This window comes from Ruegeria sp. ANG-R, from assembly GCF_000813985.1.
Taxonomy (GTDB): domain Bacteria; phylum Pseudomonadota; class Alphaproteobacteria; order Rhodobacterales; family Rhodobacteraceae; genus Ruegeria.
This window is the reverse complement of sequence record NZ_JWLJ01000011.1, coordinates 199088-212293: the sequence shown is the minus strand read 5'-3', so window position 1 is coordinate 212293 and position 13206 is coordinate 199088. Positions and strand designations below refer to the sequence as shown.

Genomic DNA, 13206 nt, shown 5'->3' with positions numbered 1-13206 from the left:
AAAGGAACACAAACATGTTCGATACTAAGATCGCCATCATCGTCCGTGAAGACCTGGCCACATGGCAAAAATTGAACGTCACCGCGTTTCTGATGAGCGGTATCACCGGGGCCAATCCTGACCTGATCGGCAAACCTTACGAAGACTGTGACGGCAACACGCATCTGCCGATGAGTGTTCAGCCTGTGATCGTTTTGTCAGGCGCAGCCAATGTGCTGACGAACATCCGGAATAGGGCTCGCGGCAGAGGTGTCGAAACTGTGGCATACATTGAGGAAATGTTTGCCACAGGGCACGACGACGCCAATCGGTCGGTTTTTGCGGAACATGGACCCGACGAGGCCAATACTGTTGGCATCGCACTGCGCGCTGACAAGAAGATCGTAGACAAGATCACCAAGGGAGCGAAGATGCATGGATGACTTGTTCTGATCGCGTTTGCGATAATTCCCGGTCGGCTTAGCGGCCAATCACTGCTTAGCTGCTATTCACGAACTTTCGAAAGATGTTCAATGAACAATCTAAGCGGAATCATCGTTCGATACTCGCGTGGAAAGTAGATATAGAGCCCAGGTGTTTCGCCAAGATGTGCTTCAAGTAAAGATGTAAGCCGACCGGCTTCGATTTCCTCTCTGCAATAATTCTTGAAAGTCCAGATCATACCTTGGCCCTGCTGCGCCAAATCAACCATTGCAGGCAGGGTGTTCACCGTCAGATGTCCACCCACCTCTACATCGTAGTCTGTTCCGTCGTTCACAAAGGTCCATGGGGCGAGGTTGCCTGATGTTTGAAACCGATAGCGGATACACTCGTGGTTCAAGAGATCGCCCGGATGTCCGGGTGTGCCATAGTGTTCCAAATAGGCAGGGCTGGCGAAGACACCGAGTTTCAAAGGTTGAGTCAGACGAATTGCCACCATGTCTTGGGTGATGCGGTCGCCAAGACGGAATCCGGCATGGAGTTCCTCGCCCAGTATGTCCGAGAACGCATCAGTGAAGGAAAACTCCAACTCGATCTCGGGGTAAGCTGTACGGAAGGATTTCACTGCCGGGCCGACAAGAAGCTTGTAGGCAAATTCAGGTATCGCCAACCGCAATTTGCCACGAGCCTCGTGACCGGTTGCCTTGGCGCTTTCTACGGCGTCGGCGAGTTGGTCAAAAGCTGGCCCGGCACCGCGCAGCAAAGCCCGCCCGGCTTCGGTCAGGCTCAGGGACCGCGTGGTTCGTATGATCAACGCAGTCCCAAGTTGGGCCTCCAGCGTCTTTAGCTGATGGCTCACGGTGGATGGCTGAAGTCCAAGCCTGTTTGCCGCACCTTTGAAAGAGCCCTCACGGGCGATGGCATCGAAGATTTCAAGGGTTGAAAGAGGTAAGCGCATTATTCGATTTAATACATGTTAGTTGTGCAAAGTGACAATATTATCATCTCAATGTGAATCAATTATCTCTTTCTTCAACATCAATTCTTGGCAAATGGGAGTGTCCAAAATGACCCTTATCAACTTGCAGAACACACCGACAAAAGCAGGCGTTACGTCCGAAGCCGTTAGCTTTGAAAGCAACGGCGTCACACTCAAAGGCACGCTTTTCAAGCCCGAAGGCGCAACTGGTGCACTGCCCGGAGCAATCGTCACAGGCGCCTGGACCACCGTGAAGGAACAGATGCCGGGCACTTATGCTCGTGAGCTTGCATCGCGCGGCATGGCAGCTTTGGCCTTTGACTTCACCGGTTGGGGCGAGAGCGGTGGTGAAACTCGCTACGTTGAAGACCCGGCGGTGAAGACCGCCGACATCAAAGCAGCGACGGACTATATGGCCGGTCGGGATGATATTGCTGACCTTTCTGGCCTCGGCGTCTGTGCTTCCTCTGGCTATATGGCCGAAGCGGTGGCCGATGATGATCGCCTGAACAAGCTGGCTTTGGTAGCCCCGTGGCTCCATGATCCGGAAATGGCCGAAGGTATCTACGGTGGTCCTGAAGCGGCAAAGGGTCTGATCGCGGCCAGCGAATCCGACGATGGCGCAGTTCTGACAGCCGCCAGCACGACCGACAACACTGCGCCGATGTTCAACGCGCCGTATTATACCGAAGAAAACCGGGGTCTCATTGCCGCCTATGACAACAAGTTTGCGGTGGCAACCTGGAAGCCATGGTTGACCTATGACAGCCAAGCCTCTGCAGATCGCTTGTCCAAACCGATGATGATGGTTGGCTCGGCGTCAATTGCCTTGCCCGCTGGCGCTGCAGCCTATGAGGCGCGGACCAAAGCGCCCCTGGAAAAGGTCTGGCTGGGCGATGATGTAACACAGTTCGACTTCTACGACCGGGCAGATGCTGTGAAAGCCTCAGCCGATGCGGTCGCGGACTTCTTCCAATCATAAACTAGCAGGCCGGGGCATCGCCCTCGATCCCTTGCCTGAGGATACCTTCATGACAAACAAAGACAAAGTCCATGCGTTCTTCGCAGCACTGGAAACGGAGGATGCCAAAGCCATTGCCGCTCTGTTTGCCGAGGGCGGCAAACACATCAATCCCTACAACTGCGGTGTTTTCCCAACTGGCGCGGAAGGCCGAGAGGCCATTGAAGCCTATTGGGCACCGACCTTCCCGAACTTCGACGGGATGACGTTCCCGATCCATGAAATGCTCGACATGGAAGGCAATGGGGTCTTCGTTCGCTTCACTGGCAAGATCAAACTGAAGGAAGACGCAGGCTGGTATGAGAACGACTACTACGCGACCTTCAAGTTCAACGACGCGGGCGAGATCATCGAATATGTCGAAATCTTTAACCCCGTGACGGCAGCCAAGGGCTTTGGCCTATTGGATCAGTTGGCGGCTAAAGCGTGAGGAAAAGACACAATGCAAGACATCAGCAACACCGTGCAGCGTTTCTTTGCCGCAGTGGATGGACGCGATTGGGACGAGGCCGAAGCCCTTATGACCAACCCGTTCTATCTGGACTATTCCAGTTTTGGCGCGCCAGAAGGCGCTGAACTTGCACCGTCCGATATTCTGACTGGCTGGCAAGCAATGCTGCCAGGCTTTGACCACACGCACCACCAACTTGGCCCCTTAGACATCACGCAGAACGGCAATTCAGCAACCGTCCGCGCCTATGTTACCGCGACCCACCATATCGCGGGGGCTGAAGGCGGTGAGCTATGGATCGTCTATGGCAGCTATGTCCTAACTTTGGTGAATGACGGCGGATGGAAGCTCTCCGGCAACACGTTCACGTTCAAATTCCTTGATGGCAACAGCAACCTCCCTGCCATGGCACAGGAGCGTGCAGCATGATCCGAGCCGCCATTCTGACTCTACTCGCCGCCCCCGCGATAACTCACGACCTCCGCGTAGCGATCCCGCGCTAATGCCGAGGATATAGGCGCTTACATACGCTGCCTCACTAAAGATGTCATGTGGTGATCGCGGGCGGCAAGGTGTGCGTAAGACCCGCCGCCGGGTGCGTTGTTGGAGCGCGATGCCAACGCAGCAAAGAATCGTTCTCTTGACAAGGGTGACGACATAAGGTCGAGCCACGAAAGGCAGGCCCATGAAAATTATAGAAACAGTTGTTCTCCTAAACCGAGGTGCGTTTGCTGCATCCCCTCAATGGGCGCAGATCCGAGATGAGATTCACGACGCCATTACGAAAGCCGAATGGCCCGTGGGGTCGGGAGCATTCACTATATATCCCGAAAGCGGCAAAAAGTCTGGTCAGGGCAATGGCGTTGTGCCGATCAAGGCTATGCCCATGAAGGTCTTGAAAGACAATGGATGGACGCTCGAATACAAGTGGGGCGTTGCCACCAAGACTGGCACGACGGCCAAAGGCCGAAAGAAGGGCGCGCGCCCGGGTGACATTGACGCGGCTAAGCAGTTCGATCAGGGTTTGGTTGTCGTGGAATGGGAGACTGGCAACGTCAGTTCGTCCCACCGTGCAATCAACAAAATGGCTCTCGGTTTGGTCACGCAGAAGTGCGTCGCAGGCGTGTTGATCATTCCTAACATGCAGTTGGCGCAGTATCTCACCGACCGGGTTGGGAACATCGAAGAAATCCGCCCCTATATCCCGCTTTGGGAAAACCTCAGTGTCGCAGAAGGTGTCCTTGAACTCGTGGTCATCGAGCAGGACGGCGAAAGCACTGATGTGCCCCGAATACCGAAGGGCAAGGATGGGCGTGCAAAAGAGGCGATGCTCGCCGCCCTCGTAAACAAGGGCTAGCCTTCCACGTGATCCGTGTTTGCGTGGTGTGCGATCTCCCTGTCTAGCAGCCGCTCCTTGATCTGCTGAGAAAAGTCGAGCTCGCTGCCGATCCAATATCGGTTCTTCTTTTCGCACACCGCAAACGTGGTTCCCGATCCACCAAAGGGGTCGACCACGATGTCACCTTCAAGCGTGCTAATTTCCACCACACGGTCAAGTAGCTTGGTGGAGAGTGCATTGGCGGGCCTATCCTTTGACTTGAATTTCCAATGCCGAACGGGGGGAATATCGGTCCAAACATCCTTCAGGTTCACGCCTAGCGGATTCATTGCGTGGCGGTGGCCGCCGTAGTCCTTTATTTCGCCACCGCAGTGACGACACGTTTCAATGGGGGTACGGATCTTGCGGAAGGTCTTGGGCTTACCTTTCGTGAAGTACAACAGCGAATAGTGAGCTGGATACAGGCGGCCGGCGATGGGTAGCGATGACTTAATTTCAACCGTTATGTCGTGGCGAAACATCATACCCTGTTCCATCAGGAATGCGCCCAGAACAATGTTCCAGCGAGGCAAGTTATAGACGAACAGTGAGCCACCTGGCTTTAGCACACGTATGCACTCGTCCAACCATTCCTTGCACCATGCTACATACTTCGCCTCGGGCAACTTATCGTTCGACTTTGCACCATATTTTTTGTCGAGATTGAACGGAGGATCAGCGAATACAGTGTCGATAGCCTCGCTCTTGATCCGCCGCAGAAAGGCAGTGCAGTCCCCGTCGAACAAAGCGCCGTGCGATGACACGAAGAACGGCTCACCATCCCCCTCAACGAATTCTGCAATATTGAAGTCGGGCAGCTTCGTTGCGTGCTCCTTGCATTGTGTGGGCACAACAGCTTCTTCACCGTTCGAAAATAGATCCTTGGTTCGCTGATGCACTGCTCGCTCCGCTCTTTGTTCACGTTTTGATCTGATGGTAGCAGTGAGCGCGCCGTGGGCCTAGACCCAAATTTGCAACGCCCTCCGTTCTGTTGCGCCTGCCGGGGCGGTGGAGATGCCAACCTATCTCTTCTGACCACATGGTAAGGTCGTGGTCAACCAGACCGTTTGATGTGTGGTCAGCCCGTCAACACCATGTTGAGTTGATGCAACCAATTGATCGAAATAGAAAATCCTATCGGACCTATTTGCGAAAACCCCTCGCCGCAAAGACAAGCGTAAGTTCTACTCATTATCCGAGGACAAAATGCAACCGGTATTAACACGGCAGTGAGCGCCGACTTACACCCCGACACCGTGATGCGCCTCGACGGCGTGGATGACGACACTGCGGTGTTTGTCGCCCCAGCGGTCGAAGCGTTCAAGGGCGCGCATTCCTACCTTACCAGCATCCACGTGGTTCGTGAGGCAACTTTCAATGACCCGACGCTGACACCGGAGGCGGCACGGACGCATCTTGAAAACCAAGGCGCGTTAGTCCTGCGAGATGACAAAGGCTATGGGGACCGTTCCCGTGAAGGCCAAGGACAAAACAGGTGCCATCCGTATCGTCAAACACATCATACCCAGCGAAGTTCATACCAAGCGCAACGCATCTGCCGCCGTTTACAAAAAGCACGCTTGAATCACGAAAGGCACATTGATTCATGGATCAGCAAAACAATCAGGATAGCGATGCAGAGCTGCCTGAAACGGCTTCTCTTTATCGTCTGTCTCCTCAGTTGGAGAACAGACTAACCTCAAGTCGAGGACATTTCAGGGGAGCAGGTCACAATCAATGCAAGCTGACTAAAAAACCTTTGCGCTTCATCAAGCAACAAATCCACAACATTTTTTAAACAATGAATCCGTCCACCAACAAACGTCTCATGGCGCTATCGAAAAACCATTTGAGATTGACGTAATCGCTAGTACCAGTTCCGCTTGCCGAGATACGCCCACCTTGGACATGATAGCTTTCATCTGTCGTCGAACTGTTTCGTTTGACACACCGCGCAATGAAGAAATTTCGGGTATTGAGGACGCTGAAAGAAATAGTGACAAGACTTCCGTCTCCGCAAGGGTCAAGCCATAAACGTGCGCGACGCTTTCAATGGAGAACTCTAAAGGGGAGGTCGAAGTTGCCAACAGGAGCACCTGATGGCGTGCGGAGTGCAGAAAATGCTGGCGCGTTGCAAGCGGCAGCGCGCGAACTATCATTTTGTCTGACAACTGCGGCATTTCAAGCATAAGACTGGAAGCCATTTCACTTGGCCTGCCATGCGCCGCTTGCTTGCTACAATCTGCGATCAGACATTTGAAGGGTGTGCGGGATTCCAACATGAGGGGCACAAGAACATTGTTCTCCAGCGTCAATCCCCAATTTATTCCAAGATGACGCTTAGCAATGGAATTCGCACCGATCAACTGTCCCTGCCCATCAACAACCATCGCCGGACACAGGAAACCTTCAAGAATTTGCTCGATTTCCGTGTTTTCAGAGTCAGAATGATATCGTGCGTCACAGACATAGGCTGATGTTCGCAACGCTTCCTGAATGTGACTTAGGCGTTCAAGATGCTCGGATTGCGGGTGGCCAAGTTTTTGGGGCCACGCCCAAAGCATAACTTCAGACCTGTCAGGTGTGTCCAGCAAGCGCAAAACCAACCTGTACCGGATGTCGTATTCGTCATTGAATGCATAAAAGGGGCTCCGTGCCATGCCCGCTTCGTCGATATAGTCATAATCCACAATATATCGCCAGTTCCGGTTAGAGGCGGCATGGGTTACGATTTCGGACTGAGGTGCCCATTCGGGAAGCGCCTGGTCCAATTCCGGCAGATTTAGCGTGTGACTTATGAAATTCCTGTCACCTGTATGTTCTGCGACAGCAATTTGCGAGACCGGAGCACCCAAATAAGCGGCTGTTTCGGATTGTACTTTGGTCCAAAGCTCGGGCTCCAAGGCGGCCCTTCGAATTGTATTTAGAACTTGTTCGAGTTCAATTTCGGCACCCATAGCGATAACTAACACAACAAAAAATATGTGAATTTCAAACCCATTTGGGTGATGACTCGCAACTCTGCAGTGTTTCACAGTTGATGAGCGTCCTTTTAGACTTTTGTTTTTCTCGTTGAACTTCACACGAGAAAAACAAAACCAGTCATATTTTTGGGGGGAAAATTTATGCCTATCATCAACGGGACGCCGGGAGACGATCAAGAGGGGTTTCTGCTTAGTGGTACTGCAACAGATGATGAATATTTCGGTTTCGCTGGCGACGACTGGCTAATCGCGAGTTCAGGCAATGATGTGTTGGACGGTGGGGCCGACAACGATACAGTATTTTATGATTTCCAGTTTTTTCCCAACGGCGTTTTCATAAACAACACTGACACCGCGATTGGCAGCGTGCTCGCTTTCACGGTCAACAAGGGACCAAGCGGTACCGACACATTGGTTGATGTCGAAAACTTCCATGGCCGCGACAACGACGATACAATTTATGTCGGTGGTCTGGGCGGGACCAGCACCTTTGATCGCGCAGGTGACGATACCGTTATCGCTTCGCAAAACCCTAACGCGACTGGCTCCCACTTCTTTGCTGCGGGCAGTGGGAACGACACGTATGTCGGAACCGTCAATCAGGATATTGTTGACTATTTCAGCGATGGTTTTGATGGCAGTGGGGCAACCACGCAGGGAGCGCAAGTCGATCTGGCCGCTGGCACGGCGATTGATGGCTGGGGAGATACCGACTCGCTGACGTCGATCGAAGATGTCAGTGGAACCCGGTTCGGTGATATAATTCTGGGAGATGATGGGAACAATAACCTCTCGGGCAATGATGGTGATGACACGATTGATGGCCGTGGCGGGGATGATTTTCTGCAGGGCGGCGCCGGCAACGATACAATCGACGGGAGCGATGGGAACGACTACCTTGAAGGCGACGATTTTGAAGTCACTGGAAACGATATTCTGCGAGGCGGTGCTGGTGATGACAGTTTCGCCCCTGGCTATGGCGATGACACGGTTGATGGTGGGGACGGGCTGGATGTCGTATTCTATGATTTCTGGGGATTTACGTCGGGCGTCACGATCAACAACACCGACACAGAACAAGACGGTGTAGCCGCCTTTACCACCGACAAGCGCGGATTTGGTACGGATACCCTGGTAGATGTCGAAGCGTTTCACGGTTCGGAATGGGATGACATCATCTATGTCGGCGCAGGCGGATCATACTCCTTCGATCGCGCAGGCGACGACCTTGTCGTTGCGTCGCAAGATGCCGATGCGGAAGGTCATTTCTTCGGTGCCGGTTCAGGCAACGATACCTATATCGGTTCGGTCGGCTTTGACGCCATTGATTATGAGGACGATGGCGGCGACAGTGCCGGTGCAATCTTTCAGGGAGTCAGCGTTGATCTGGCTGCGGGAACAGCTATCGACGGCTGGGGTGACACAGACTCGCTGACATCTGTCGAAGAGGTCAATGGAACTCGGTTTGGCGATACCATTTTTGGTGACGATGAGGATAACCGCCTTAGGGGCATGGATGGCGACGATACCCTTGAGGGACGTGGCGGCAATGACAATATCGACGGGAACGATGGCAACGACGACATAACCGGTGGCGATGGCAACGATGATCTATCCGGCGGCGATGGCGATGACATAATCGACGGCGGCGCGGGTGACGATTTCCTGCAGCCGGGCACTGGTAACGATACTGTCTCGGGTGGCGATATCGGTCCGTCGGATGACTTTGACGAGCTGTCATATATTTTCACGAGCATCGAAAGCGGAACGACCGGCGGAATTATTGCAACCTTTACAGGTGAACAAGAAGGCACTGTGATCGACTATGAAGGTGGAACGGATACCTTTTCCGACATCGAACGTGTCCGGGGAACAAATAACGATGATACGTTTATCGGCGCAGAAGGAAGGCAGAGGTTCCGCGGCTTTGGTGGTGATGATGATTTCGATGGTGGCGCGGGTGACAACGACGAAGTCGACTATCGCCGCGACGCTGCTGAACTGGGCTCGCTTGAAATTGGAATCGACGTAAGCCTGGCAGCCGGATTCGGAACGGATACCTATGGCGATACAGATACTTATTCCAATATCGAACGGATTCGCGGGTCGCGATTTGACGACACGATTGTCGGGGACGGCAATCGCAACAGACTAAGCGGTTTCGATGGCGGCGATACGATTGACGTTTCGGCGGCGTGAACAACTCGCTCAGCGGTGATAGTGGCAACGATATAATTTTTGCACGCGGAGACGATGATTTTGCCGAAGGCGGCGACGGCAATGACGAGATCACTTTCTTCGGTGTTGGCGGCAGCGCAAACCCGGGTCTAGGATCAGACACGATCATCGGGGGAACAGAAGGCTTCTTCAGTATCAAGTATTTCGGTGCCGGAGAATCTCTGACAATCGACACCGCACTGGGAACAACCGAACTGGCGGGTGGTGACGTCGATACGTTCACCAATATCCGCAACATCGGTGGCGGCAATGGTGACGACACTCTGCTGGGCGATGATGCAGACGAGCGGCAGGAGTTTTTTACTTCACCCGGAGACGACTTTATCGATGGCCGCGGTGGTGATCGCGACTGGCTGATCTACGACACTGACGATGAAACGTCTGTCACCGTTGATTTTTCGACCGGAACCGCGACAGGCGATTTTGCCGGGACCGACACGTTCGTGAATATCGAAGCTGCGCGGGGCACAAGCGGCGACGATACCTTCATCGGCGGCGATCAGGAAATCGCCATTTATCAGGGTCTTGATGGAGTCGACAGTTATACAGGCGGCACGGGTCAGGATCGGCTGAGCTTTACCTTCGACGACAATCGCGGGGGGCTGGCCGGTGTGACCGTTGACCTTGCAGCCGGTACCGCAACGGATGGGTTCGGCAATGACGAAACCTTCACCAGCATTGAGCAAGTGATCTCGACAGATCAGGACGATACGCTTGACGGCAGCGACGAAGCGAATGTTCTGATCGGGCTCGACGGGGCCGACAGTATCGATGGGCGTGGCGGCGATGACGAGATATTCGCGGGCTTCGGTATTGATACCGTTACCGGCGGCGCTGGGTCCGACCTGATCGGTGGGCGCATTGCTGAGCTTGACGGTGACTTAATCACCGACTTTGCCTTCGAAGATCGCATTGCTGTCTACGACGACGACTTCAATTTGATCGGTGCCGATGCGACGATTGTTGGTGACGAACTGCGTATTGATATTGACGGAGACGGTGCAGCCGACGCCACGATGACCCTGAGCAACGGGTATTCCGGTCCTGTCAACTCCGAAGGCGGTCCTGTTGGCGGGCCGCAGCCGGCAGTGATTTCTGTTGACAGTGCGGGCAGCTTTGGGCTGGCGATCACGGAAGGTGACCCTGGAATAAGCGAAGGGACAATGACCCTTCGCCGCAGCGGCGACATATTCTCAACTGCAACGGTGGACGTAACACTGGCGGGTAGCGGTGTAACACCGGCCGATGGGTCGGATGTGGTGACACCGCTAGGAGTACCGCAAACCGTTACCTTCCTACCGGGTCAGCGCGAGGCGACCTTCACGATTCAGGTTGCCGGGGACACGGCGATTGAAGGGGAAGAGGCTCTGTCTCTGACCCTCTCGAATCCCGGTTCTGACGGGGCGGTTCCTGCCGAGCTTGCCGGAAGCCAGACATTCGTGCGCATTCTGAATGATGATGAGCCCGCGACGGTCGACATCACGGGTGAGAATGCACAAGAAGACAGCGGCATTCTGACCTTCACCGTCTCGCGTACCGGCGATACCTCGGATGAAATCACCGTACCTTACACCATCCGCACCGCTGAAGGGGTGCTGGGTGCCGAGGCGGATGATCTTGTCGGCGGACTGCCGCAATCGGGCACGGTAACGATCCCGGCAGGGGCCAGCAGCGTCACCTTTGATGTCGAAATCGTTGCCGACGATGTTGCCGAATTGCATGACAATGTGATCGCGGCGATCCAGACCGACGCAAGTTGGCCTGCAGGTCTCGATATCGGCGTGCGCGAAGCAACCGGCAGCATTCGCAATGACGACGGCGTTCCCGGCGAAGTCCCGGCTGGCGCAGGTGCGTGGTCTTACGGCGACCCGCATATCGTGACGCTCGATGGTCTCGGATACGATTTCCAGGCCGTCGGCGAATTTACCCTGATCGAGGCCACATCCGGCGCTGATCTGCTTGTTCAGGTTCGCTATCAGGCAGTTCCCGGCAGTGACATCGCAAGCCAGACCGAGGCTATTGCGACGCGGCTTGGCGGTGTCGCGGTGATGATCGAAGCCGGTACGCCAGCATTGCTGACAATCGACGGAGTATCGGTCGACCCCGGTGATGCGGTTGGTGGCCTTTCGGTCGGAGATGGTGAAGTCTACTTTGATGGTGAGGCGATCACTGTTGTTTATGCCACTGGTGAGCAATTGCGCGTCGATTTATTCGAAGGCTTCCTGAACGCTTCTGTTTTCCTTGCAGAAGGTCGAGAGGTTCGCGGATTGCTGGGCAACGGTGATGGCGACAGCTCGAACGATCTGGCGCTGCCTGACGGCACAGTGCTGACACAGCCGATCAGCTTTGATGATCTGTATGGTGTCTATGCCGATGCGTGGCGGATCAGCGATGCTACATCTCTGTTCACCTACGCGCCCGGAGAAAGCACAGACAACTTTACCGATCTCAGCTTCCCGGTTGGTGAGTTGTCCATGGACGCAATCCCGGACGAACTGCGCGCGATAATCGAAGAGGCGGTGGCCGGTATCGACGATCCGATACTACGCGAAGCCGCGATCTTTGACGCGATCGCAACAGGCGACGTAGAGACTGCTATAGCCTCGGCTCAAACGGTCGCGGCACCCAGCGCTATGGCCGAAGTTACAGACGCGCCCGAGATAACCTCGGCGCTTGGTGTTCTGGCCTCGGAAACCGAAATTGTCGAAGGGCAGGATGGCGTTCAAAGCCTGGTATTCACAATCTATCGCACCGGAGATCTGAGCGAAGAAGTCGAGATTGCCTATAGCTTCGGTGGCAGCGCCGATGCAGAGGATCTGACGGGGGCGATGCCGGGGCAACTGACCTTGGCTGCTGGTCAGTCGGCGGGCATTGTCGAAATTGGAGTTCTGGGTGATACTGATGTTGAATCCAACGAGGATGTCACCTTCAGCTTCGACCTGATTTCGGGTGATGCGGCGATTATCAACGGTTCAACCACCGTCGACATTCTGGATGATGACGTGATGGCCCCAGCGATGGAAACCGTCGAAACACGTTATGAGATCGTCGAAGGCCGCTGGCGCGACAAACTGATCTATTCGGTAGATGATGAGAAACAATCTTCACAGCGCTTGGGGTATATTCAGGATGAGATCACTGTGAAAGGTGGGGGCCTTACCATTTCGTCTGATGATGGCGAGAAGTGGGGCTTTGATTTCATCACCACTGCTGGCGTTGGGCTAGGTGTCTATTCACTGTTCGGTGATCGCTTCTGGCGCCCGGAAGCCCGCCGGGTGGATGACGAAGAGACGCTGAGATTCGCACTTGATGGCAGCGGTGGCTTTGGTGACGCAATCGACGTCGAGTTCGAATTTGCCTCAGTCCGCCGCGGCGACCAGGTGAAACTACAGTTCTTCGACGACGGTGAATTGGTCGATGCCACAGTAGCCCAGATTGTGGATGGCAGACTGACCTATGAGCTTGCTGATGGCGAAACCTTTGACGAGGTTTACATCGCGGCCGAAGGAAATACAGAGTTCAGTGTGGACGCTATCGAATTTACACGCCTGCAAGCAGATGAATTCAACTTTGCGCTCGCCTGACTTGCCTTGAATAGAGGAAACACAAGCTGCCTATTTTCTGCGAATTGCACTTGATCCGATCCTCTCGCGTCTAAAATTACTCTAGATGCGAGAGGAAGTTTGATTTGCCCGTTTTTGGGTGATCGGTCCAAGTACCAATGGCAGGTAGCAA

Annotated in this window: 11 protein-coding genes; 8 read left to right on the top strand and 3 right to left on the bottom strand. The window is 54.3% G+C overall.

Annotated features, from left to right (window positions below):
• The first annotated feature begins 14 nt into the window (after positions 1 to 14).
• The gene (locus RA27_RS19370) at positions 15 to 422 is read left to right on the top strand and encodes a DUF2000 family protein (protein WP_039542929.1); all 408 of its coding nucleotides are present in this window, start codon (positions 15 to 17) and stop codon (positions 420 to 422) included.
• Positions 423 to 484: 62 nt separating this feature from the next.
• On the opposite strand, the gene RA27_RS19365 is transcribed toward RA27_RS19370, so the two are convergent.
• Positions 485 to 1378, bottom strand: a complete 894-nt coding sequence (locus tag RA27_RS19365; RefSeq protein WP_039542928.1) for a LysR family transcriptional regulator — start codon at positions 1376 to 1378, stop codon at positions 485 to 487.
• A 109-nt stretch (positions 1379 to 1487) separates the two neighbouring features.
• Here RA27_RS19365 and RA27_RS19360 point away from each other — a divergent pair, with 109 nt between their 5' ends.
• The 4 genes from RA27_RS19360 to RA27_RS19345 all read left to right on the top strand — a co-directional run bounded on the left by RA27_RS19360 (position 1488) and on the right by RA27_RS19345 (position 4228).
• Positions 1488 to 2381, top strand: coding sequence for an alpha/beta hydrolase (locus tag RA27_RS19360; protein ID WP_052265397.1), 894 nt, complete (start codon positions 1488 to 1490; stop codon positions 2379 to 2381).
• A 49-nt stretch (positions 2382 to 2430) separates the two neighbouring features.
• Positions 2431 to 2850 (top strand): nuclear transport factor 2 family protein, encoded by a 420-nt coding sequence (locus RA27_RS19355; RefSeq protein WP_039542924.1) that lies wholly within the window; start codon positions 2431 to 2433, stop codon positions 2848 to 2850.
• Between the two features lie 12 nt (positions 2851 to 2862).
• Positions 2863 to 3300, top strand: coding sequence for a nuclear transport factor 2 family protein (locus tag RA27_RS19350; protein ID WP_082025202.1), 438 nt, complete (start codon positions 2863 to 2865; stop codon positions 3298 to 3300).
• A gap of 256 nt (positions 3301 to 3556) precedes the next feature.
• Entirely contained in the window at positions 3557 to 4228 is a 672-nt protein-coding gene (locus RA27_RS19345) for a hypothetical protein (RefSeq protein ID WP_039542923.1), read from the top strand.
• On the opposite strand, the gene RA27_RS19340 is transcribed toward RA27_RS19345, so the two are convergent.
• Positions 4225 to 5148, bottom strand: coding sequence for a site-specific DNA-methyltransferase (locus RA27_RS19340; RefSeq protein WP_206540009.1), 924 nt, complete (start codon positions 5146 to 5148; stop codon positions 4225 to 4227). The genes RA27_RS19345 and RA27_RS19340 overlap by 4 nt on opposite strands.
• Before the next feature lie 360 nt (positions 5149 to 5508).
• On the opposite strand from RA27_RS19340, the gene RA27_RS24475 reads away from it, so the two are divergent.
• Entirely contained in the window at positions 5509 to 5946 is a 438-nt protein-coding gene (locus tag RA27_RS24475; RefSeq protein ID WP_193746550.1) for a hypothetical protein, read from the top strand.
• A 129-nt stretch (positions 5947 to 6075) separates the two neighbouring features.
• Here the strand turns inward: RA27_RS24475 and RA27_RS19335 are convergent, their stop codons facing one another.
• A complete protein-coding gene (locus RA27_RS19335; protein ID WP_152610749.1) occupies positions 6076 to 7410 on the bottom strand; it encodes a hypothetical protein in 1335 nt (444 codons plus the stop codon).
• Here RA27_RS19335 and RA27_RS19330 point away from each other — a divergent pair.
• Both RA27_RS19330 and RA27_RS23295 read left to right on the top strand, forming a co-directional pair.
• Complete coding sequence (locus tag RA27_RS19330; RefSeq protein ID WP_039542921.1) at positions 7375 to 9432, top strand: calcium-binding protein; 2058 nt, start codon at positions 7375 to 7377, stop codon at positions 9430 to 9432. The two genes, RA27_RS19335 and RA27_RS19330, sit on opposite strands and share 36 nt — an antisense overlap.
• Positions 9429 to 13055, top strand: a complete 3627-nt coding sequence (locus RA27_RS23295; protein WP_052265396.1) for a Calx-beta domain-containing protein — start codon at positions 9429 to 9431, stop codon at positions 13053 to 13055. Before RA27_RS19330 ends, RA27_RS23295 begins: the two co-directional genes overlap by 4 nt.
• The last annotated feature ends 151 nt before the right edge of the window (positions 13056 to 13206 follow it).

Coding starts and splice junctions, on each gene's coding strand:
- RA27_RS19365 (WP_039542928.1), bottom strand. CDS start 1,378: ATGCGCTTACCTCTTTCAACCCTTGAAATCTTCGATGCCATCGCCCGT.
- RA27_RS19345 (WP_039542923.1), top strand. CDS start 3,557: ATGAAAATTATAGAAACAGTTGTTCTCCTAAACCGAGGTGCGTTTGCT.
- RA27_RS19330 (WP_039542921.1), top strand. CDS start 7,375: ATGCCTATCATCAACGGGACGCCGGGAGACGATCAAGAGGGGTTTCTG.
- RA27_RS19350 (WP_082025202.1), top strand. CDS start 2,863: ATGCAAGACATCAGCAACACCGTGCAGCGTTTCTTTGCCGCAGTGGAT.
- RA27_RS19370 (WP_039542929.1), top strand. CDS start 15: ATGTTCGATACTAAGATCGCCATCATCGTCCGTGAAGACCTGGCCACA.
- RA27_RS19360 (WP_052265397.1), top strand. CDS start 1,488: ATGACCCTTATCAACTTGCAGAACACACCGACAAAAGCAGGCGTTACG.
- RA27_RS24475 (WP_193746550.1), top strand. CDS start 5,509: ATGCGCCTCGACGGCGTGGATGACGACACTGCGGTGTTTGTCGCCCCA.
- RA27_RS19355 (WP_039542924.1), top strand. CDS start 2,431: ATGACAAACAAAGACAAAGTCCATGCGTTCTTCGCAGCACTGGAAACG.